This is a genomic window from Dyadobacter sp. AC419, from assembly GCF_979253085.1.
Genome location: NZ_CEEDCD010000019.1, coordinates 678,841 through 700,134 on the forward strand (window position 1 = coordinate 678,841; position 21,294 = coordinate 700,134).

At 45.2% G+C, this 21,294-nt stretch carries 19 protein-coding genes and 3 pseudogenes; 20 read left to right on the top strand and 2 right to left on the bottom strand.

Annotation, left to right across the window (positions count from 1 at the left end; genetic code table 11):
• The first annotated feature begins 126 nt into the window (after positions 1–126).
• The 6 genes and pseudogenes from yidC (at position 127) to AC0IYG_RS16585 (ending at position 5,958) form a co-directional block, all read left to right on the top strand.
• The gene (gene yidC, locus AC0IYG_RS16560; protein WP_471712245.1) at positions 127–1,776 is read left to right on the top strand and encodes a membrane protein insertase YidC; all 1,650 of its coding nucleotides are present in this window, start codon (positions 127–129) and stop codon (positions 1,774–1,776) included.
• A 121-nt stretch (positions 1,777–1,897) separates the two neighbouring features.
• Entirely contained in the window at positions 1,898–2,608 is a 711-nt protein-coding gene (locus AC0IYG_RS16565; RefSeq protein ID WP_471712247.1) for a tetratricopeptide repeat protein, read from the top strand.
• A complete protein-coding gene (locus AC0IYG_RS16570) occupies positions 2,571–2,852 on the top strand; it encodes a hypothetical protein (RefSeq protein ID WP_471712249.1) in 282 nt (93 codons plus the stop codon). The genes AC0IYG_RS16565 and AC0IYG_RS16570 overlap by 38 nt, the downstream gene beginning before the upstream one ends.
• A 203-nt stretch (positions 2,853–3,055) precedes the next feature.
• Positions 3,056–3,505: a hypothetical protein gene (locus AC0IYG_RS16575; RefSeq protein WP_471712250.1), complete on the top strand. Its 450-nt coding sequence runs from the start codon at positions 3,056–3,058 to the stop codon at positions 3,503–3,505.
• A 116-nt stretch (positions 3,506–3,621) separates the two neighbouring features.
• Positions 3,622–4,922, top strand: a pseudogene (gene hemL, locus AC0IYG_RS16580) (glutamate-1-semialdehyde 2,1-aminomutase).
• A 25-nt stretch (positions 4,923–4,947) separates the two neighbouring features.
• Positions 4,948–5,958 (top strand): glycosyltransferase family 2 protein, encoded by a 1,011-nt coding sequence (locus AC0IYG_RS16585; RefSeq protein WP_471712252.1) that lies wholly within the window; start codon positions 4,948–4,950, stop codon positions 5,956–5,958.
• A 59-nt stretch (positions 5,959–6,017) separates the two neighbouring features.
• On the opposite strand, the gene AC0IYG_RS16590 is transcribed toward AC0IYG_RS16585, so the two are convergent.
• Positions 6,018–6,791, bottom strand: a complete 774-nt coding sequence (locus AC0IYG_RS16590) for a class I SAM-dependent methyltransferase (RefSeq protein ID WP_471712254.1) — start codon at positions 6,789–6,791, stop codon at positions 6,018–6,020.
• A gap of 60 nt (positions 6,792–6,851) precedes the next feature.
• Here AC0IYG_RS16590 and AC0IYG_RS16595 point away from each other — a divergent pair, with 60 nt between their 5' ends.
• A complete protein-coding gene (locus tag AC0IYG_RS16595; RefSeq protein ID WP_471712256.1) occupies positions 6,852–7,226 on the top strand; it encodes a hypothetical protein in 375 nt (124 codons plus the stop codon).
• A 37-nt stretch (positions 7,227–7,263) separates the two neighbouring features.
• Here the strand turns inward: AC0IYG_RS16595 and AC0IYG_RS16600 are convergent, their stop codons facing one another.
• A complete protein-coding gene (locus AC0IYG_RS16600; RefSeq protein WP_414617514.1) occupies positions 7,264–7,413 on the bottom strand; it encodes a hypothetical protein in 150 nt (49 codons plus the stop codon).
• Positions 7,414–7,640: 227 nt separating this feature from the next.
• On the opposite strand from AC0IYG_RS16600, the pseudogene hisS reads away from it, so the two are divergent.
• The 13 genes and pseudogenes from hisS (at position 7,641) to AC0IYG_RS16665 (ending at position 21,294) form a co-directional block, all read left to right on the top strand.
• Positions 7,641–8,975 (top strand): annotated as a pseudogene (gene hisS, locus AC0IYG_RS16605) (histidine--tRNA ligase).
• Between the two features lie 86 nt (positions 8,976–9,061).
• Positions 9,062–9,926, top strand: a pseudogene (gene hisG / locus AC0IYG_RS16610) (ATP phosphoribosyltransferase).
• Between the two features lie 4 nt (positions 9,927–9,930).
• Entirely contained in the window at positions 9,931–11,199 is a 1,269-nt protein-coding gene (gene hisD, locus AC0IYG_RS16615) for a histidinol dehydrogenase (RefSeq protein WP_471712257.1), read from the top strand.
• Between the two features lie 4 nt (positions 11,200–11,203).
• Positions 11,204–12,277 carry a histidinol-phosphate transaminase gene (gene hisC / locus AC0IYG_RS16620; protein WP_471712258.1) on the top strand — a complete coding sequence of 358 codons (1,074 nt, stop codon included), beginning with the start codon at positions 11,204–11,206 and terminating at the stop codon, positions 12,275–12,277.
• Between the two features lie 55 nt (positions 12,278–12,332).
• On the top strand, positions 12,333–12,854 hold the full coding sequence (locus tag AC0IYG_RS16625) for a hypothetical protein (RefSeq protein ID WP_471712259.1): 522 nt from the start codon (positions 12,333–12,335) through the stop codon (positions 12,852–12,854).
• 116 nt (positions 12,855–12,970) lie between these two features.
• Positions 12,971–13,237 (top strand): UvrD-helicase domain-containing protein, encoded by a 267-nt coding sequence (locus AC0IYG_RS16630; protein ID WP_471712260.1) that lies wholly within the window; start codon positions 12,971–12,973, stop codon positions 13,235–13,237.
• 94 nt (positions 13,238–13,331) lie between these two features.
• Positions 13,332–14,225, top strand: coding sequence for a UvrD-helicase domain-containing protein (locus tag AC0IYG_RS16635; RefSeq protein WP_471712261.1), 894 nt, complete (start codon positions 13,332–13,334; stop codon positions 14,223–14,225).
• Positions 14,113–16,296 carry a UvrD-helicase domain-containing protein gene (locus AC0IYG_RS16640; protein ID WP_471712262.1) on the top strand — a complete coding sequence of 728 codons (2,184 nt, stop codon included), beginning with the start codon at positions 14,113–14,115 and terminating at the stop codon, positions 16,294–16,296. The genes AC0IYG_RS16635 and AC0IYG_RS16640 overlap by 113 nt, the downstream gene beginning before the upstream one ends.
• Before the next feature lie 164 nt (positions 16,297–16,460).
• Entirely contained in the window at positions 16,461–17,315 is an 855-nt protein-coding gene (locus tag AC0IYG_RS16645; RefSeq protein ID WP_471712263.1) for a CHASE3 domain-containing protein, read from the top strand.
• Entirely contained in the window at positions 17,248–17,865 is a 618-nt protein-coding gene (locus AC0IYG_RS16650) for a hypothetical protein (RefSeq protein ID WP_471712264.1), read from the top strand. Before AC0IYG_RS16645 ends, AC0IYG_RS16650 begins: the two co-directional genes overlap by 68 nt.
• A complete protein-coding gene (locus AC0IYG_RS16655; protein ID WP_471712265.1) occupies positions 17,819–19,888 on the top strand; it encodes a hybrid sensor histidine kinase/response regulator in 2,070 nt (689 codons plus the stop codon). Before AC0IYG_RS16650 ends, AC0IYG_RS16655 begins: the two co-directional genes overlap by 47 nt.
• Before the next feature lie 3 nt (positions 19,889–19,891).
• A complete protein-coding gene (locus AC0IYG_RS16660) occupies positions 19,892–20,707 on the top strand; it encodes a CheR family methyltransferase (RefSeq protein ID WP_471712266.1) in 816 nt (271 codons plus the stop codon).
• Positions 20,704–21,294: a chemotaxis protein CheB gene (locus AC0IYG_RS16665; protein WP_471712267.1), complete on the top strand. Its 591-nt coding sequence runs from the start codon at positions 20,704–20,706 to the stop codon at positions 21,292–21,294. The genes AC0IYG_RS16660 and AC0IYG_RS16665 overlap by 4 nt, the downstream gene beginning before the upstream one ends.

The following is a 21,294-nucleotide window of genomic DNA, read 5'->3' on the forward strand; positions in this document are numbered from 1 at the left end:
GCTACCAGATTCTGGTTCCGAAACCTGTGGAACCGACACCTGTGGCGCAAGTAAAACAAGTTCCCTCAAAAGCCTCTGTTTCTTCATCAACAGTTTCGGATTCAACAGATTCACTCTCCTCGTCTAATGACTCAACCGCGGTTGCACCCGTTGCACGCCGAGGACCTGATTATTGAAACACAAGATACCCGGATCGTTTTCTCCAATAAAGGAGGTGTGCTGAAAGAAGTAATGTTGAAAAAATACAAAACATTCGACCAGAAGCCACTCTATTTGATCGCTGAAAAGCACAACAATTTCCGCATCAACTTTCCTACGCAAACGGGCGATGTGCGGTTAACAGACCTTTTCTTCACAACGGATGCAAAGAATCAGGCACTCGGAGCAAAGGATTCGACGATCGTAACATATAAAGTTGCTCTTAAAAATAACCAATTTGTTGAGCAGACTTATGTTGTCCACGGGTCGGGTTATGTGATCGATTATGGCATTAAATCCAATGCAAAAGGTGCTTCTGACAAGCTGGTTCAGCTGGATTGGAATAATGACCTGCTGCAATTGGAAAACGATATGCACAAAAACCGCGAGGTTGTGACGATCAATTATTATACAGAAGATCTGCAAAGCCTTCCCACAAGCCCAACGGCAATGGAGGAAGAGAAAACGGCCGATCCTGTTAAGTGGTTTACAATCAAGCACAAATATTTCCTCGCAGGTTTGATTGCCGAGAAACATCCGTTTGGTAACGTGTCGCTTCGGGCGGATGTTAACCCTGCGGATTCTACGGTTGTGAAAACAATGCACGTTTCAGCTGGCATTCCAATGTCTGCAATTCAAAAAGGAGAAGCGAATTATCAGTTTTTCCTTGGGCCAAATGATTATCACTTGGTTGATAAGGTTAAGGCAGAAAATTTTGATCAGAATGTGTATTTAGGATATGCATTTTTGAAGCCAATCAACAAGTTTTTCCTGGTTCCGCTTTTCAATTTCCTTGAATCATTTGTTAGCAATTATGGTCTTCTGATCATTCTGCTGGTGCTTTTTGTGAAAACGATTTTAACGCCGCTGACTTACAAGTCTTACATTAGTATGGCTAAAATGCGGTTGCTGGCACCGGAACTTGAACAGATCCGCAGCCAGAATCCGGATGACATGGCGAAGCAGCAGCAAGATCAAATGAAGCTGTATCAGGAAGTAGGAGTGAGCCCGCTGAGTGGCTGTATTCCCGTCCTGGCCACGATGCCGATCCTGTTCTCACTGTTCTTCCTTTTCCCCAATTTGATCGAGCTGCGACAGCAATCCTTCCTCTGGGCAAGTGACCTTTCGACTTACGATTCATTTATAAAACTGCCTTTCACCGTTCCTTTCGGCGTAGGAAATCACATCAGTTTATTTACCGTGCTGATGACCGCATCCAGCATTGGTTACGCATATTATAACAACCAGATCACGCCTACACAGCCGGGTCCGGTAAACATGAAAGTGTTGGGTTACATTATGCCTTTGATGTTTATGTTCGTCTTGAACTCGTTTCCAGCCGGTTTGACATTCTATTATTTTGTTTCAAACGTTGTTACCATTGCGCAGCAGCTTTTGATCAAAAGATTTGTGAATGAAGATAAGATCCGGAATATTTTGGACGAGAACAGAAAGAAGAACGCGAACGGCGAGAGGAAGCAGACCAAGTTTCAAAAGTATCTGCAACAGTCGCTGCAAGCAGCAGAAGAGGCTAAAAAGAAACAAGCTGAACTTGACAAACGCGCGAAAAAGAAATAAAAGATTAAATATATCGTACTATACAGGGCAATGTTTCCAACAGGGAATGTTGCCCGTTTTTCTCTCTTAGCCCGGATTTTGTAATTTGTCCGCCAGTACTCAATATTCACCCACTGTTACGATGAAAGTTATTGTTTTAATGATGTTGCTGATTGCAGGTTTGGGCAATGCGACCTTCGCACAAAGCATTGCACAAGCCGAAGGAAGATATAAATCGGCGATCAGCGATTACAAACAAGCACGTTATGCAGCCGCGATGGAAAAACTTTCGCCCCTGACAAGCGTCAATACAAAAACACCTTATTCAGCCTACGCACATTACTATTATGCGCTTTCGGCTTACCAATTAAAGCGTTATAAAGAGAGCAGACAAATGCTTCTGCAGTTGCAAAGTCGCTATCCGGGATGGAACAGGCTTGCCGATGCGCAATATTTGCTGGGCGCCATTGCATTGGAAAACGGGCAAATCAATGAAGGTCTGGATTATCTAAATAAGATCAAGGATTCGTCGCTTGCCAAGGACATTCTGGCTTTGAAACAGCATCACCTGGGCGCAATCACAGATCTTTCCAAACTCAAAGAACTTCAAAAGCAGTATTCCAACGACCGGGATGTTGCATTGACGCTGATCCATTTCATCGAAACTTCGCCAAGCTCTACGCAGACCGATTTGCAGATTGCAGATCAGTTGCAGAAGCAATTTAAGTTTAGCAAGAAAGAAAAAGTGGCCGTTGCCGAGGAAATGCCAAAACGCAGCATTCCTAAAATCCGAAGGCCAGTGGACCAAAGGATACATGGATGTTTCTGTGTTGCTGCCGTTTCGTTTGGATGAATTCAGCACGGCAAAACGTCGTTCGAACCAATTTGCCTACGACTATTATCTAGGCCTCACCATGGCGAAAGAGCAGTTGGCAACCGAAGGGATTACGGTAAATCTTTGGGCATATGACGTAAGTTCAGATGCGAAAACCATGGAATCGATTGTGGATAATAAGAATTTTCAGCAATCTGATATGGTGATCGGACCGCTTTATCCCAGCACATTTGACGTAACGGCCAACTTTATCACCCGCTGAAGTGCGGTCATGCTGAATCCGCTTTCTACGGACGGGAATCTTTTGAAGGCAGGCTCTAATATTTATCTTGCGCATCCTTCTATCGCATTTCAAATGCAGAAAGCGGCGCAATGGATGAAATCACAAGCGCCCGGTTTGTCAGCCGCGATCTATTACGGTGGCACTGCCAAAGATTCTGCAATGGCTTTTTCTTATGCAAATGAATGGAAAAGCAAGAGCGGAAAGGTTTTAGAAATGATGAATTGCGAGCAGATCGTGAGTTTCTGGAAAGCAAAATGTCAACATTTGAGACTGTTAAACCTTCGCATATCGCATTGTTTTCTTCGGACGGTTCCACTGGGGCCATGCTGATGGACGTTGTTAATGGCAGGAAACTCACGACAACGCCGGTTATTGCCACTTCTACAAGCTTTAATCTGCAGCAGTCCAGACTCGGCCGTTTTGGCTCGCGCCTTTATCTGATCGATACGGATCCCGTTGACCGGGAAAAAGATAGCATTCGCCAGTTTCAGAAGAATTACTGGACAAAAACCAGCACTTTTCCGTCGGTTTATTCTTATCAGGGATATGATCAATTGCTGTTTTTGCAGATGCTGAATAAGTACAAAGACGAAATTTCAAGATGGATTGCAATCCGCGAGGTTGGGCGATAAGGAGTATTTGTTGTCCGGATTCAATTTTACCAAAGCAAACGAGAACCAGATTACACCTGTTATGAAGTACAATGGCACCAAATGGACGCCGGTTGACAGGTAAAAAAACTTTTCAAATGAACATTTCAACAAGTAAAGCGCTTTTCGAAAAAGCCCAAAATTTCATTCCTGGTGGCGTAAATTCTCCGGTAAGAGCTTTCAGAGCGGTCGGAGGTTCGCCCGTTTTCATTAAGTCAGCAAAAGGGCCTTATGTGTATGACGAGGATGATAACGAATATATCGAGTTAATCAACTCCTAGGGGCCCGATGATTCTTGGTCATGCCAACGAATTGATCCAAAAGGCCGATTTCAGACGCAATACAACATTCTTTTTCCTTTGGTGCACCGACGCGCAGGGAAGTCGAAATGGCTGAGCTGATTACCAGCATGGTGCCGTGCTATTGAAAAGGTGCGCATGGTCAATTCCGGAACGGAAGCGACAATGTCTGCCGTTCGTGTGGCCCGTGGATTCACAGGAAGAGATAAGATCATCAAATTTGAAGGTTGCTATCATGGTCATGGGGACAGCTTTTTGATCGCAGCCGGAAGTGGAGCCGTCACGTTTGGGACGCCAGACAGTCCGGGCGTGACAAAAGGCGTGGCAAATGACACATTAACAGCTCCTTTTAACGATTTAGATGCTGTTCAGACATTAGTGGATGCGAACAAGAATTCAATCGCAGCATTAATCCTCGAACCCGTTGTTGGAAACATGGGTTGCGTGTTGCCGGAAGAAGGCTTTCTGCAAGGTTTGCGTAAGATTTGCGATGAAGAAGGAATCGTGCTCATTCTGGACGAGGTTATGACCGGCTTCCGTCTTTCAAAGGGAGGTGCGCAGGAAAGGTTCGGAATTGCGCCGGATCTAACAACGTTAGGAAAAATTATAGGTGGAGGAGATGCCGTCGGGGCCTATGGAGGCCGTGCGGACATTATGAACAAAGTTTCACCTGCTGGTCCGGTTTACCAGGCCGGAACATTGTCAGGTAACCCGATTGCCATGGCTGCCGGCCTTACAATGCTGCATTATCTGGATGAGCATCCGAAAGTTTACACGCAACTGGAGCATTCAGGCGAAAAACTGGCAACTGGTTTCAGGACTTCGATGCAAAAGCTGGGTTTAAACTACTGCATTCGAACCAAATCGGCTCGATGTATACATTGTTTTTCACAGAACAGCCTGTAACAGACTTTCCGTCTGCAAAATCATCGGATCTGCCGTTGTTTGGAAGATATTTTCATGCAATGCTGGATCGTGGCATTTACATGGGCCCATCACAGTTCGAAAGCATGTTCTTGTCAACTGCATTGGAAGACAGCCATTTAGATAAAATCATTAAGGCAAACGAGGAATCTCTAAAAGAAATCCTGGGTCTGTAATCCGACATTCTTCATTCCAAATTTTATGCGCCAATATTCCATCATCATTCCTGTCTATAACCGCCCCGACGAGTTGCAGGAATTGCTGGAATGTTTGGTTAGGCAGACTTTGAAGCATTTCGAAGTCATCATTGTCGAGGATGGATCCAAAGTGAAGGCCGATGACGTTGTCCGGTCATTCGAGGATAAGCTTGATATCAAATATTTTTTCAAGGAAAACGGAGGTCAAGGATTTGCTCGAAACTATGGTTTTGAGCATGCATCGGGCGATTATTTCATTCTTCTGGATTCCGATGCATTAATCGAGCCGAACTATCTGGCAATTGTTGAAGCGAAGTTGAATGCGGATTACGTCGATTTATACGGCGGCCCGGATACAGATCATCCGTCATTTACGCCCATCCAAAAAGCGATCAGCTATTCAATGACGTCGGTGTTTACGACAGGTGGGATTCGTGGAAAGAAGAATAATATGGGCGGAACATTCCATCCCAGAAGCTTCAATATGGGGCTTTCAAGGCAGGTTTGGGAGAAAACGGGTGGCTTTCTCACCAGTCGGATGGGAGAGGATATCCTATTTAGCATTGGTGCATTACGACTTGGGTTTCGCTCTGCATTGATCCCGGAAGCCTTCATTTATCATAAGCGTAGAACCAAGTTTATTCCTTTTTTCAGGCAACTCAAATTTTTCGGCCGCGCCCGCATTAACATTGCCCGGTTTTATCCCGACGAGCTAAAACTCGTTCACACATTCCCATTGCTTTTCACCTTGGCCGTGTGCAGCATTCCATTATGGCTGCTGATCTTCAGGCCGTTTTTCTATCTTGGGTTGATTGGTCTGGCCACTTACATTGCGCTGCTTTTCATTGATGCATTAAGACAGACTAAAAGTGTCGAAGTCGCTTTTCTAGGCATTGCAGCAGCCTTCGTTCAGCTTTTTGGCTACGGAATCGGCTTCATGGAAGAAGGATGGAAAAGACTTTTCGAAAAAAAATCGCACCGGGAAACCGGCGCGACTATTGAATATCCATCTTAATAGTTTCTGTTTTCTTCCAATTGCCCCGGGCTTAAGCCCGGGGCAATTGATGAAAACGCTCAGATTTTCTGGCAGAAATAAACAATCTCTTCCCCGGGCAATGCATATTTCGCGACTTCTGCCTTGGTCAGCTCATCCATAACGAATCGGTCTTCCTTAACAGTAAAACCGCCTTTTTCTAATTCCCGGCCGTAGTTTCTTCCAAAAAGCCGCAAATGGTCGTTTTGTAAAAAATATTTTTCTCTTTCCTTCGGATCAGTAATCGTCGCGTCCTCATACGTAACCTCATATTTCATATCCTGCGGCGACTGGATCAATGCCCATCCGCCCGGCTTTAAAACGCGGTGTAATTCACTCATTGCCAAGATGTAATCATCTACATGCTCCATCACGTGATTGCAAAAAGCGACATCGAATGTATTTTCAGGAAAAGGAATAGAATGAATGTCCATTTTCACCTTGGCTAACGGAGATTCAATGTCAGCCGTAATGTAATCCAGATTTTTCATCTGCTCGAAACGATCAATGAAGCAATATTCCGGCGCAACGTGCAGGACTTTGAGGTTAGCGGTGAAAAAATTTGTCTTTCTTTTCAGATAAAGGCCCATTAACCTGTGTCTTTCGAGTGACAAGCAACTCGGGCAAAGTGCATTCTCGCGGCTGGAAGTGTTGCGACCGTAAGGAAGGAATTTGCGGTAATGATGCTCACAAACAGGACATTCCACTTTGTTTCCCATGTAAAAAATGCTGAGGAAACGGGCAACCCAATGGCCAATTAATTGAAGATAGGGACGCGGAATATATCTTAAAACTAAACTAATGATCGCTTTCATTAAATCAATTAACTAAAAATTAATAATTTTCAGGATCATAACCCGGAAAAAAAATACTAAATGATTCCATCCATTGATCCAAAACCACCTGGCAAAAGGCTTATCAAAAGAATGTCCACACGCACCAAATGGATGATATTAGCTCCATGCGGACTGTTGATTTTCAGTTTTGGCCTTACTGTGCTCAGCGAAGCCGCGCATCAGCGACGGATCGGGGAGCCCACGCAGGCTTGGGTTGTATTGGGATTGTATAGTTTAGCGCTCATCAACGGAGGGCTAATCATGTTTGGCGAAGCGCTCCGTTTTCGCATATTACTGGATGTGAGACGGGAAACGCGGCGCAGTATGCGTCAGCTGGTCCGGAAAATTAACATCAAAGCAGCTGCAAAATCCAAATCCGGTAAAAAAGCAAAAAGCCCTACCAAAACAGATTGACAGGGACTAGTTGAGTTTCTTTTCGTAGACGCTAAACTTATTTATTAGCTTCAAATTGAGCCTTTATTGCCTCTACATCGACATTGCGTACTTCTGGCTTGCGTAAAAGATCTTTGATTTTCGCTGTACGATTATTAGCTACTGCCTTGTTTCTGCGACCTTTACGTTTTAATTCCGTAACTCCCATTGTAAAATATTGTTTTGTGAAAGAGCCGCAAAATTAATCATTTCCCTGTAAATAATGCAGACAATACTCACAAATATTGCTTAACCTGCCCTAACTTTACGGTTAAATTGGCCTTCAAGCCAGATTTATTACGATACTGACACCAATTGATTAAAATATTCCCGTCGCTTTATAGCGATGGAAATTTAAAAAGAAGCGTTGTCAGTGCAATTACAGCATCAATTCTAATGAGTAAACCATCCCTTGCCCGCGGAACCCGTGACTTCGGTCCCGAACAAATGGCAAAACGTACTTTCATTTTTGACACCATCCGCCGCTCTTTTCAACGATACGGTTTTCTGCCTTTGGAAACGCCCGCTTTTGAAAATCTCTCCGTATTAATGGGCAAATATGGCGATGAAGGCGATCAGCTTTTATTTAAGATATTGAATTCAGGAGATTTCAGCGGCAAGCTCAGCGATAATGACTGGAATGAAGGTTATAAACCATTGACTGCTAAAATTTCCGAAAAAGGCCTTCGTTACGACCTCACGGTGCCATTTGCACGTTACGTGGTCATGAACCGCGGCACATTGGTTATGCCATTTAAGCGTTACCAAATCCAGCCGGTGTGGCGTGCAGACCGCCCGCAGAAAGGCCGTTACAGGGAATTTTATCAATGTGATGCCGATGTTGTAGGCACGGATTCACTGCTTTGCGAAGCGGAAATCGTCATGTTGCTGCACGAAATCCTGCCTGCATTGGGCATCAACGATTTTACAGTAAAAATCAACAACCGCAAGATCTTAACCGGAATCGCTGACCTGATCGGCGCGCATGGGATGGAAGGCCCGCTTTGCGTTGCCATTGATAAATTAGACAAGATTGGGAAAGATAAAGTGGTTGAGGAGCTGCTTGAACGCGGTTTTTCAAATGAAAGCGTTCAGCAACTTGATCCTGTTTTCAGTCTTCGGACGGCACCGATCCATTTGCTGCATTAAAAAGTTGGCTTGGATCTTCTGAAATTGCCATGAAAGGCGTTCAGGAACTGGAAGAGGTTTGGGATCTGGTAAAATTGCTGGGACTTGAAAATCCGAAGATCCAGTTTGATGTGACATTAGCGCGCGGTTTATCCTGTTCATACAGGCGCCATTTTCGAAGTGAAAGCCAATAATGTGCAAATCGGCAGCATTTCCGGCGGCGGCCGTTACGACAATCTGACCGGCACATTTGGTGTTCCCGGAATCTCGGGCGTCGGCATTTCGCTGGGCGTGGACCGTATTTATGATGTGATGGAAGAGCTTAATCTCTTTCCGGACAATCAGAAAACTTCAACCAAGGTGATGATTTCCAATTTTGATCAGGAAGCATTTCGCTTTGGATTGTCTGTTTTGCCAAAATTGAGAGAAGCCGGCATTGATGCAGAAATTTACCCGGATTCGGTGAAATTGAAAAAACAGCTGGACTATGCAGATCGCAAAAACATCCCTTTTGTTATTTTGATCGGATCCGAAGAAATGCAATCCGGGCTGCTTACTTTGAAAAATGTGAAAACGGGCGACCAGCAAAAGTTGGAAAGCTGACGACGTTATCAATACAATTGCCCTCGAATACAATAACTAACCTTAAATTACTGACCAACCTGTTGCGTACAGAAGCCCACAATCCAATGAATGACAACATATTAAGAATTGCGATACAAAAATACCGGAAGACTAAGTGAAGACTCCCTCAAACTGATCAAAGAATGCGGGATACGTTTTGATGATGGTGCCGGCAAGCTGAAAACGGATGCAACGAATTTCCCTGCACAAATTCTTTTCTTGCGGGACGATGACATTCCGGGATACGTGGAGGACGGCGTGGCACATCTGGGCATTGTAGGCGAAAACGTTCGGAGGAATCCGACCGCGATGTGGACACCGTTCATAAGCTTGGTTTTTCCAAATGCAGGTTGTCAATCGGAGTTTTAAGAGAGCATGATTATAAGGACGTTACGGATCTGGAAGGCAGAGAGCATTGCCACCACATATCCGCGTTTGCTGGAAAAATATCTTTCCGAAAACAATGTAAAAGCACAGATCCACGAGATCAGCGGTTCGGTTGAAATTGCGCCGAGCATTGGATTAGCAGATGCAGTTTGTGACATTGTGAGCTCAGGAAGCACATTACTAAGCAACGGACTGAAGGAAGTTGAGACGATTTTCCGTTCTGAGGCGGTGATGATTGCCAGCAAGCATTTGTCAGACGTTCAGAAAGATCTTTTGGATCAATTGCTTTTCCGCATCAAATCCGTTCAGGTTGCTAAAAATAACAAGTATATTTTGCTAAACTGCCCGACGAGCGCGGTGGAAAGCATAACCAAATTCCTGCCAGGAATGCGTGCCCCAACTATTTTGCCACTGGCGACAGAAGGCTGGTGCTCATTGCATTCCGTTATTAACGAAAATGAGTTTTGGGAAAATATTGAAAAAATCAGGCAGGCAGGCGCAGAGGGGATTCTTGTAATTCCAATTGAAAAAATGATCTTGTAATTGTATGAATATTATTGCATTTCCTGACAAAGAACAATGGCCGGCGCTGCTCGCCAGACCCGTTCAAGACGCTCAGGATATTGAAGCAAAAGTAAGCCCTATACTCAAACAGGTTAAGGATCAGGGAGATGCGGGCATTAAGGAGCTTGCGCTGAAATTTGACAAAACGGCACTCACGAACATTGCCTTTTCGGAATCAGAATTTGCAGGAGCTGCGGATTTGCTGGATCAAAACCTGAAAGACGCCATCGGACAGGCTTATAACAACATTTACCGTTTCCACGAGAAGCAAATACAGTCCCCGGAAAAGGTTGAAACAATGCCCGGTGTTACTTGCTGGCGCAAAAGTGTGGGCATTGAAAAAGTCGGGATTTACATTCCTGGTGGTTCTGCACCATTGTTTAGCACAGTGCTTATGCTGGGCATTCCAGCAAAAATCGCGGGTTGTAAAGAGATAATTTTATGCACGCCATCTGACCATCCGGCAATTTTATATGCTGCTCAGCTGGTTGGTGTTACCAAAGCATTCAGGATCGGTGGCGCTCAGGCCATTGCTGCAATGGCTTATGGGACTGAGAGTGTTCCCAAGGTTTATAAAATATTCGGCCCTGGTAATCAATATGTTACGACGGCTAAAATGCTCGTTAGCAAAGAAGGCGTTGCAATTGATATGCCTGCGGGGCCATCAGAAGTGGCGGTTTATGCAGACGATTCAGCAGTTCCGGCATTTGTAGCGGCAGATTTATTGTCACAAGCCGAGCACGGACCTGACAGCCAGGTTTTACTTGTTTCGACGAGCAAGAAATTGCTTTCATCTGTAAATCTGACATTGTCTTCTCAAATGGACAAGTTGCCAAGACGCGATCTTGCAGCCCAGTCCATTGCAAACAGCAAAGCAATTTTGCTGGAATCACAAGACGATGCGATCGCACTTTTGAACGAATATGCGGCAGAACATTTAATTTTGAGCGTTGAAAATGCTGAGGCTGTTTCTGAAAAAATTACCAACGCCGGCTCTATATTTTTAGGAAATTACACTCCGGAATCTTGCGGCGATTATGCTTCTGGCACCAATCATACATTGCCCACAAACGGTTATGCCAAAGCTTACAGCGGTGTTTCAGTTGACAGTTTTGTTAAAAAAATCACCGTGCAGCATATTAGTAAGGAAGGAATTCGGAACATTGGACCCGTGGTAGAAGCGATGGCCGAGGCAGAATCTTTGGAAGCGCACAAGAAAGCTGTAACAATTAGACTCAATAGCCTGTTGTGAAATTATGAACAAGACATTTGACCTGAATAAAATCCTTCGTCCGCATATCATTTCCCTTGCGCCGTATTCGTCGGCACGGGATGAATACACGGGGCATGTCGGGATATTTTTAGATGCCAATGAAAATCCGTATGGGTCTGTAACTGAGCAAGATTACAACCGTTATCCGGATCCATATCAGGCAGAAATCAAGCAAAAACTGGCGCCGCTGAAAAACGTGGCGATTGAACGGATTTATCTGGGCAATGGCAGTGATGAACCCATCGATCTGCTGACACGTGCGACTTGCACACCCGGTATGGATCACGTGATCGTACTGCCCCCGACTTACGGCATGTATGAAGTGAGCGCAAACATTCATGATGTGATCATTGATAAAGTGTCATTAACAGACGATTATCAGATTAATGTGGAGGCAGTTTTGCAAGCGATTACACCGAAAACGAAGATCATCTGGATTTGCTCGCCAAATAATCCGACTGGCAATGTGATGCAGCCGGACGCAATCGCGACCATTTTAGAACATTTCGACGGCCTGGTTGTTGTTGACGAAGCTTACATTGATTTTACCGAAACGGCTTCCTGGACACAGCAATTGGACAAATATCCGAATCTGGTTGTGCTGCAAACGTTCTCAAAAGCATGGGGTCTGGCAGGCTTACGCATCGGGATGTGCTTCGCCAGTCCGGAGCTGATCAAGATTCTGAACAAGATCAAACCACCTTATAATATTAGTCTGCCGGCTCAGAAAGAGCTTTTGAAGGGCTTGAACGAAAATGGTAAGAAAGACAAAATGGTGGCGGATATTCTCAAAGAAAGAGAATCTTTGTGTAACATGTTAGCGGATTTATCGTTGGTGATTAAAGTACACCCGACCGACGCCAATTTTCTATTAGTCGAATTTGAAGATGCAAAGGCTGTAATGAATTATTTGATCAACGAAGCTATCATTGTCAGAGATCGTTCGCGCGTTCACCTTTGTGCAGGCTGCCTGCGCATCACGGTTGGCACACAGGATGAAAACGAAGCGCTGATTGAATCGCTGAAAAAGTTTGCGGCCAGAAGCGTTGTTGCATAGCATGATTTTTTTCATGAAACCCCAGAACTAAAATTTCCCCCGATTAATACTCAATATGAAGAAGTTAGCCTTAACATTTGCATTTATTTTAAGCTTCGGTTTTGCACAGGCCCAATATGATAACTGGGCAGTTGGTTTCAAACTTGGCGAGCCAACCGGTGTCAACATTCGTAAATATTTTAATAACATCCATGCTTTGGACGTGACGATCGGAACATATGGCGGCGTTTTGTCGAACGACCGCAAGTATAGGGGAGATGAAGGAATTTATAAAAATGCGGGCCTTTCTGTTCAGGTGCATTATTTATGGCATACGCCGCTATTTAATTCAGAGGCCGTGCATGTTTATTACGGACTCGGCGGGCAGGTTAACAGCCGCAGATCTTATCCAAAACGACTGCTGGGAAACTATGAAAAAGACATTTCACTCGGCGGTTCGGTTTTAGGTGGAATCGAGTATTACATTCCGGATAACCGCATTTCTGTTTTCTTTGAAGGCGGCACTTATCTTGAACTTCTGCCAAGGCCATTCTATCTTAGTCCGAACATTTCAGCCGGCATTCGCTTCAACTTATAAGCAAAGCAGCATTGATCATTTCAGTTCTCAGGCAGGTGTAAACCTGCTTTTTTTGTGTAATTTGGTGATTGGTAACACCGGTTTTTCGATTTTTTCAAGTCAATTTTTAGTCAAAAGTGTTTAAAGTTTACAGTTCATCCGCAGGTTCAGGTAAGACATACACGCTTACAAAAGAATATCTCAAACTGGCGCTGCATTCCAATGTGGAAACTTATTTCAGGCAGATTCTGGCTGTAACTTTCACCAATGCGGCCGCCAACGAAATGAAAGACCGCATTCTGCTGATGCTGCGGATTTTTTCAGATTCCTTCGAATCGGATCAGGAGCCGCGTCCCATGTTACGGGATGCTGTAACGGAAATGTACTCCAGACACGAGCACTGATCCCGAACTTTTTGCAGGAGCCTGCCAACTGATCGCCGGACGTGCACAACTTGTTTTCCGCCAAATCTTGCACCGCTACTCTGACTTTTCGGTGATGACAATCGACAAGTTTACACAGCGGCTGATCAGCAGTTTTACCGATGAACTAGGCATTCCATTTGTGTTTGAAACGCAATTAGACACCGATTTGCTCGATGATGCTGCCGACCGTTTGCTGGCGAGAATAGGACAGGAAGGCGAGGAAGTGCTGACGGGCATTGTGGAGAAATATTATCGTGAAAATGCGGACGAAGGAAAAAGCTGGGGCACACTTCCGATGCAGATCCGCGATGTGTCGCGAACCATTCTGAGCGAGCAGAGTTATCTGCAGTTGAAACGTGTGGAGCATCTGCAAATGCAGGACTGGATCGCGATCCGTAACCAGATGCGTGCATTCGTACGCGAACGCGAAGCGCACATTGCAAAGCTTTCCCAAAATGCTTTTCAGCTGATCCAATCAACTTTTTTGACAGAAAAAGACTTCCACCAGAGCGGCAGGGGCATTTATGGGTATTTCAAAGATCGGGCAGACGAGAAAAAAACCTGGGCTGAACCGAATTCCTATGTTTATAAAACCATTGGTGAAGGCGTTTGGTATGGGGCGAAAACCGCGATTTTGATCAAGGATGAAATTGAGAAAATCCGGACGGACCTTGAAAATTACTTTCATCAGATTGAGAATATCAGAACATCAGAATCCAAGAAAATCACCCTTTATGCGCAGCTGGACAGGCATATTTACAGTTTATCGCTGCTTGGCGAAATCAGGAAGGAGTTTGATGCATTATTAAAACAGAATAACCAGGTTCACATTTCCGACTTTAACCGGAAGATCATTGAAATTGTGGGCCGTGAACCCGTTCCTTTTATTTTTGAAAGGCTGGGCGAGCGCTACAACCACATTTTGGTGGATGAGTTTCAGGACACTTCCAGAGCTGCAATTTGCTAATCTGCTTCCGCTGATTGAAAACGCACTTTCGGGTGGCTATTTTAACCTCATCGTGGGTGACGCGAAGCAGTCCATTTACCGTTTCCGCGGGGGCGATATGGACTTGATCCTGCATTTGGCGACAAATCAGGTGATGGCGCTGGCTTCGGTGCTTGGCAACAGTTCGTATAATGAAGAGCGGTTACTTAGTCTGGACAATTATCTGGATGTCAATCATCTGAAAGTCAACCGAAGGAGCAGGCGTGAAATCACTGACTTCAATAATAATTTCTTTGCATTCATTGCTAAGACGCTTGGAAACGACAATGTTCTGATCCAGGACGTTTATGACCAGAATTTCGAGCAGGAAATTCCGGACGGCGTTCCCGCCGGCGGTCATGTAGAGATTGAGTTTCTGGAACTGCAGGACGAGGAGGAATCTGAGGAAAGTTTTACCTCCGATGCCATTGTCAGGCGCTCGCTTGAACTGGTTAATGAACTGCGGGCACAAGGTTATCATTGGCGCGACATTGCCATTTTATGCCGGAAAAAACGCGAAGCGACCGCATTAGCGAGTGCATTGAAAGAAGCTGGATTTCCTTTGATTTCTGACGATGCGCTCTCGCTGGGTTATTCGCGATCTGTGCATTTTATTATATCATTCATGAAAGTGCTGCTCAGTTCCGACCACCGGCTGGCGCGCTATGAAGCGGCTTATTTGTTTCATCATGTGGTCCGCAGGCAGAATCCGGAGGCAAGTGAATATGAGCAGATCCGCATTTTGTGCGAAGCGAAAGGACTGGATTCATTTCTGGATTATTTCAGAAAATGGAACATTAATCTGAGCTCTTTCCGGATGCGCCAATTGTCTGTTTTTGAGTTGAGCGAGCAGCTGATGCAACGGTTCGGGTTGTTTGAAAATCACTTTGAAAATGAATATCTGTTCCGTTTTCTCGACGTCGTCATCGACTTTGGAAACCGGAAGAGCAATCACCTTGGCGATTTCCTTACGCATTGGGAATCAGCGCGGCATAAGCTATCAATCACCATTCCCGAAGAAACTGACGCGATCCGCATTACGACCATTCACAAGTCCAAAGGGCTGGAATATCCCGTCGTAATTGTTCCCTATGCGCATTGGAAAGTGACACCCAATGCCAAGCTCGACCGGCTTTGGCTTGATCTAGACGATGTTGATTACGAAGAGCTTACGTTAGAAGACAAGGTTTCAGGGCAGGTTAAAAAGCTGCACAGCTCCATGGTTTCTGTCGTCAAAGATTTGGAAAATACGGCCGTGGCCACACAATATACAGACGAGCGCACGCGCACTTTAGTCGAAAATCTCAACTTACTTTATGTTGCATTTACGCGTCCGGTCCAGCGGTTATACATTCTGGCTAAGCGCGAGCGGAGATGGGAATCGGGGCAGCAGGTTAATAATTGGCTGCAAAACTTCCTGGCGCAGGAGCACGTCGTGCCGACCTGGAATGAAAGCGAGTCCAAATATGTAATTTCAAAAGGCTCTGAAACATTGCAGCACGCGCACCGGAAATCAGACCATCAGCCATTTGTTTTAAACAGCATATTAAGCAATGACCGCACGGAATCGCTGCGGCTGAGACGCATGGCGGACCGGATTTTTGATGTGGAAACTTTTGAACCAAAACGTGACCGGCTGCAAAAGATCCGCTATCTGCTGACAAGGCTGAAAACGGTTTCGGAACTGCCATTAGCATTAGACAGGCTGGTCGGTGAAGGTATTTTTACAAAAGCAGAAACGGCCGAAATTGAAATGCAGACAAGCGGCCTGCTGGACGACCCCGAACTGCAAAGCCTTTATCGGGACGATAACAAAGTCCAGATCAATAAAGAGCTGCTGATCCCAGGCGGAAAACTGCTGCATATAGACCGGGTCGTTCAACATGCAAACGGCGAGTCTACATTTATGTCATTTGTCGGCGGAAGCAATTCAGATGATGCAAGGCGACATTTGAAAAAGTTGATAAATTCCTATGAAGCGGCTGGCAAGCAAAGCAAAGGCGTTCTGATTACGCTTGAAAATGAGCTGGTTGAGTGGGTGAGTGGCACGTAACGCAAATAGGACACATCAAAGTAGAATTAGTTTATATTCGATATGGCAATGGACTCGGTAAAATAGTTCTATGAATCGAAAGGAATAAACGGTGATTTGGTTTTTTTTTCCTGATATTGAATCCAAATTGCATTGCTTTCCATTCTCCGCCTATTTTCACCTTTATGCGCTTATCTTTCCAGCAGCAAGTTCTATTTGGTATTATTTTCTCCATTGTTCTGGTTATTGTAGTGGGCTTGACGTCCTTTAATGCCATCAAACTGCAACAAGAAAATGCCGGTTGGGTAAGTCACACGATGGAGGTGATGCAACGCTCAACTTCCGTGCGCAATCATTTGTTAGCTGCCGAAGCCAATGTGCGCGGATATGCGATCACTTCAAACGTCACTTTTGAAAACAATTATCGTGCTGCCGTTGACAATGTGTGGTCGGAGCTTGAAGGAATGCGGAAGCTGGTGGCCGATAACAAAACCCAATCAAGCCGCCTTGACTCGCTTTCGCCATTGATCCAATCAAGACTGGATTTAATGTCACAGCAATATGAAGTGTTGAAGTCCGCCAATTATCAGACGGAATCGGTCAAGGCGCTCGTTTTGAAAGGTAAAGTTTTATCTTCTCAAATCGACTTTCGGTTCAAACAAATCGAAAATGAAGAAGGCGGACTGCTTGCTCAGCGAGAGCGCGATGCTTCCGAAAGCTCGGCTAACGCTAAACAATACATTGTTTTTGGAACGCTGGCCTTTTTGCTCGTTGTTTTTCTGCTGTATTATCTGATCAGGAAAACCTACAATGCACAAATCGCGTCCGAAGCGCAGACGCTCAAAAGCGAACCGCCAGCTGGAATCACTTGCCGTCGAAGACCAGGAAAAGAATTGGATCCTGAATGCGGCAGTAGAAATGGCAAGCGCAATCCGCGGAGAGCCTACACAACATCAGCTTGGAACCCGATTATTGGGAAAACTCGTAGAAGTGACCGATTCGCTGGTGGGCACAATGTACATTATTCAACGCTCGGGTGATTCTTTGCAGCTGGTTAGCAGCTATGGGATTGACGGAAAAACAAGCATTCCCGCAGAAATTAAGCTGGGTGAAGGCATCATTGGACAAATGGCGGAGGATCAGGTTGCTTTGAAAAAAGTGAATGTTACGCCTGATTATTTCAAAATAAAAAGCACAACAGGGAGCACCGATCCGGCAGTGCTTTATGTAAAAACGATCGCATTTGAAGGAGCCATTACGGCGGTAATTGAGATTGGTTACCTGAATGATCCGGGTGAAAAAGTGGATAAGCTGCTTAATATGATCTCGGATAATGTAGCAGTTGCCATCACGGCCGCGCAAGCACGGCAGACCACCAATGAGTTGTTGGAAAAAACCCAATTGCAGGCCGAGGAACTGGAAAGTCAGCAGGAGGAATTGCGTGTTACTAATGAAGAACTCATGCGGCAGACCTCGCTTTTGCAGGTTTCCGAGGAAGAACTGCGCGTGCAGCAAGAAGAGCTCAAACAGATCAATACGGAGCTTGAAAGAAAAAGCTTTTATGTTGGAAGAGCAGAAAAGCACGATTGAAGAAGCCCGCGATCAGATCCAGATTAAGGCAGATGAACTGGAGAAAAGCGGTCGATTTAAAAGTGAGTTTTTGGCTAATATGAGCCACGAATTGCGAACGCCGCTGAACAGCATTTTGATTTTGTCGAGGATTTTGGGAGAAAATAAAGGAGCCAGGCTCAATGAAGAAGAGCAGCGTTATGCATCGGTTATCTTCAATTCAGGAAATGATCTGCTGACATTGATTAATGATATTCTGGATCTTGCAAAAGTGGAATCCGGAAAAATTGAGCTGATTCATGAGCATGTTAAGACGGACTTGCTGTTGTCGGAGGTTAGGAACACATTCCAAAAAATAGCTGAAAATAAAGGGCTTACCCTCAAAATGGTCCAGGCGCCATCTTGTCCTGAAGCAATGTTTGTGGATCAGGTGCGGTTGTTACAAATCATTCGTAACCTCGTTTCAAATGCTGTCAAATTCACATCAGCCCCTGGAACGGTTTCACTGAAAATCAGCCAGGAAAACGACTTTTTATACTTTGAAGTGTCCGATACGGGCATTGGCATAGCGCCCGAAAAGCAGCAGTCGATCTTCGAGGCTTTCCAGCAGGCCGACGGTTCGACAAGCCGTAAATATGGCGGAACAGGCCTCGGACTTTCAATCAGCCGCGAGCTTGCGAATTTGTTCAAAGGATCCATTTCACTAAAAAGCGAGGCAGGTGTAGGCTCGACATTTACACTGAAAATTCCCGTTCAGGGCGTTGCAGAGCAGATTGAGGAACCATTACAGGAATCTGCGCCGGTTAGGGTTGAGGCAATCAGCAAGCCCGTGTTTGAGCCGGCCGGTAATCGCGAATACAGGCTGCTATTAATTGAAGACGACGAAATTTTTGCGGCGGACATGTCTGCTAAGGCACAAGAAAGTGGTTTTGAAGTGCTCATTGCGGAAACCGCTAAGAAAGCGCTCGAACTCGTGCAGTCATTCCGTCCGACGGCCATTATTCTCGATATGCACCTTCCGGATATGTCCGGCGACGAGCTTTTGAAAACATTGAAGTCAGATCCGCTGGCGAAGAACATTCCGGTCCACACCGTTTCTTCAGGTTCTTATCTGAACATGGATATGGTTAAAGAAGGCGCGATCGGATTTATGCAAAAACCGGTGGACGCCAAGTCTGCGGAGAGTATTTTTGGTCTTTTGAAACTGGAATCCGGCAAAGCAGAACGCCAGAAAATATTGCTGATCGAAGACGACCGTTACCAAAGCAAATATCTGGGCGACTTCCTGACCGACAACAACATTTTCGTCTTATACGCATTTACAGGGGCAGAAGCACTAGCGATCCTGAATGCGCAGACGGTTGACGGGATTATTCTCGACATCAGGCTTTCTGACATGAACGGGCTGGATTTGCTGGATGAGATTAAGAAAAACCCGCAATGGGATGCCCTGCCCGTGGTTGTGAATACGGCCGAAGATCTTAATCAGACTGACCTTACGCGCGTGATGAAATATGCGCACCCGGTTGTGATGAAAACCAGGAAATCCAATGAGCGTTTGTTGGATGAGGTTAAATTGTTTTTGAAAAAAATTCAGCCGAAAGGCGTTAAACCGGTCGAGAAAAAAGAAGCATTCAGCAATCCGGTTGTGCATGCTGAGAATGTTTTCATAGGCCGAAAAATCCTTCTAGCGGACGACGATATGCGCAACATTTTCGCATTAAGTGCTGTGCTGGAAGAGGCGGGTTTTAAAATTGAGATCGCAACAAACGGCCGCGAAGCCATTTCAAAATTAGAAGACACACCTGAAATTGACCTCGTTTTAATGGACGTTATGATGCCCGAAATGGATGGCATTGAAGCCACAAAACGCATCAGGCAAATCAATAAGTGGCAAAATCTGCCGATTATAGCAGTTACGGCAAAGGCAATGCAAGGCGATAGGGAACAATGTCTGGCGGCTGGCGCCAACGACTACATTTCCAAGCCGGTTGACGTTGACAAGCTGCTTTCACTCATTAAAGTATGGTTGCATTCCGCGTAGTTTATGGTAAGCATTGAATATGTCCAGCTAGAAGAACTGATCGTCCGGATCCGCGAGATTTCCGGTTTCGATTTTTCCGGCTATGCGCGGCCTTCGCTGCTCCGACGTGCAAGCCGTTATCTTGCCAAATATGAAATGGACCTCGAAATGCTGCTTACGCACATTGAGCCGGGAGGAAGAATTGTATACGAGCTGATCCAGGAATTGACGGTCAATTATTCCGAAATGTTTCGGGACCCGGATTATTTCAAGCGCGTGCAAACTGAGGTTTTCGGTTATCTGGAATCCTATCCGGCACTGCGTTTCTGGGTTGCCGGCTGTGCTTCGGGAGAAGAGGCGTTTTCCATGGCCATTTTATTAAAAGAAGCTGGCCTGCTCAGCCGTTCACTGATTTACGCAACGGATCTCAGTAATAGGGTCCTGACTTCGGCAAGAGAAGGCGTTTTTACATTAGGAAGCACCCGCACATTTTCAGAAAATTATATGCTGGCAGGAGGAAGGAGCTCATTGTCAGATTATTATCACGTTGCTTATAACAAAGCCGTCATTGCTCCCGAGCTTCGCAAGAACATTGTTTTTTCATTGCATGATCTCACGGGCGACGGCGTTTTCAATGAATTTCAGTTTATCAGCTGCCGCAATGTAATGATCTATTTTACGCTGGAACTAAGGCAACATGTTTTCAAGCTGTTGTATGATAGCCTTAGTATGCTGGGTTTTTTATGTTTGGGAAAAAGGGAAACTTTACGCTATTCCGGCCTGGAATCGCACTTTAAAGTGATAGACAGTTCATTGAATATTTACCAAAAAATCAAATGAACAGCTTCGAAGACAAATCGCTTAGTCTTGTACTGATCGGCGGCTCGTCTGGAAGCTTTGTGATTTTTGAGGATATTTTAAAAATGCTGCATAACCCGATTTCCTTTGCGCTCATCGTCGTGCTGCACCGCGGGAAATCCAGTTCAGCCGTTTTGCCGGACTTGTTTAAATCAAAAACGGACGTTTACATGCGTGAGCCGCATCACCTGGACCCGATCGAAAAAAACCACGTTTACTTCGTCGTCCCGGACTATCATATGCTGATTGGGAGCGATAGAAGGTTTTATTTTGATGTTTCTGAGCCGGATTTTTTCTCACGTCCATCTATAAACGCTACTTTTACCTCCGCAGCGAAATCGGGCATTCCGGTTAAGGCAGCAATGCTGTTCTCAGGATCAAGTCCTGACGGCGCCGAAGGAATGCATTTACTGGCGGAAATGGGCGTACCGACGTATGTCCAGGACCCGGATTTTGCAGAGTTTCCGCGCATGCCGCACGAAGCTTTGCTTAGAAATCGCAAGCATAGTCTGTTATCAAAGACCAATTTTTACAACACGATCAGCGATATACTTTACAGCATTACTTAA

Coding starts and splice junctions, on each gene's coding strand:
- yidC (WP_471712245.1), top strand. CDS start 127: ATGACTCAACCGCGGTTGCACCCGTTGCACGCCGAGGACCTGATTATT.
- AC0IYG_RS16565 (WP_471712247.1), top strand. CDS start 1,898: ATGAAAGTTATTGTTTTAATGATGTTGCTGATTGCAGGTTTGGGCAAT.
- AC0IYG_RS16570 (WP_471712249.1), top strand. CDS start 2,571: ATGGATGTTTCTGTGTTGCTGCCGTTTCGTTTGGATGAATTCAGCACG.
- AC0IYG_RS16575 (WP_471712250.1), top strand. CDS start 3,056: ATGGAAAAGCAAGAGCGGAAAGGTTTTAGAAATGATGAATTGCGAGCA.
- AC0IYG_RS16585 (WP_471712252.1), top strand. CDS start 4,948: ATGCGCCAATATTCCATCATCATTCCTGTCTATAACCGCCCCGACGAG.
- AC0IYG_RS16590 (WP_471712254.1), bottom strand. CDS start 6,791: ATGAAAGCGATCATTAGTTTAGTTTTAAGATATATTCCGCGTCCCTAT.
- AC0IYG_RS16595 (WP_471712256.1), top strand. CDS start 6,852: ATGATTCCATCCATTGATCCAAAACCACCTGGCAAAAGGCTTATCAAA.
- AC0IYG_RS16600 (WP_414617514.1), bottom strand. CDS start 7,413: ATGGGAGTTACGGAATTAAAACGTAAAGGTCGCAGAAACAAGGCAGTA.
- hisD (WP_471712257.1), top strand. CDS start 9,931: ATGAATATTATTGCATTTCCTGACAAAGAACAATGGCCGGCGCTGCTC.
- hisC (WP_471712258.1), top strand. CDS start 11,204: ATGAACAAGACATTTGACCTGAATAAAATCCTTCGTCCGCATATCATT.
- AC0IYG_RS16625 (WP_471712259.1), top strand. CDS start 12,333: ATGAAGAAGTTAGCCTTAACATTTGCATTTATTTTAAGCTTCGGTTTT.
- AC0IYG_RS16635 (WP_471712261.1), top strand. CDS start 13,332: ATGACAATCGACAAGTTTACACAGCGGCTGATCAGCAGTTTTACCGAT.
- AC0IYG_RS16645 (WP_471712263.1), top strand. CDS start 16,461: ATGCGCTTATCTTTCCAGCAGCAAGTTCTATTTGGTATTATTTTCTCC.
- AC0IYG_RS16660 (WP_471712266.1), top strand. CDS start 19,892: ATGGTAAGCATTGAATATGTCCAGCTAGAAGAACTGATCGTCCGGATC.
- AC0IYG_RS16665 (WP_471712267.1), top strand. CDS start 20,704: ATGAACAGCTTCGAAGACAAATCGCTTAGTCTTGTACTGATCGGCGGC.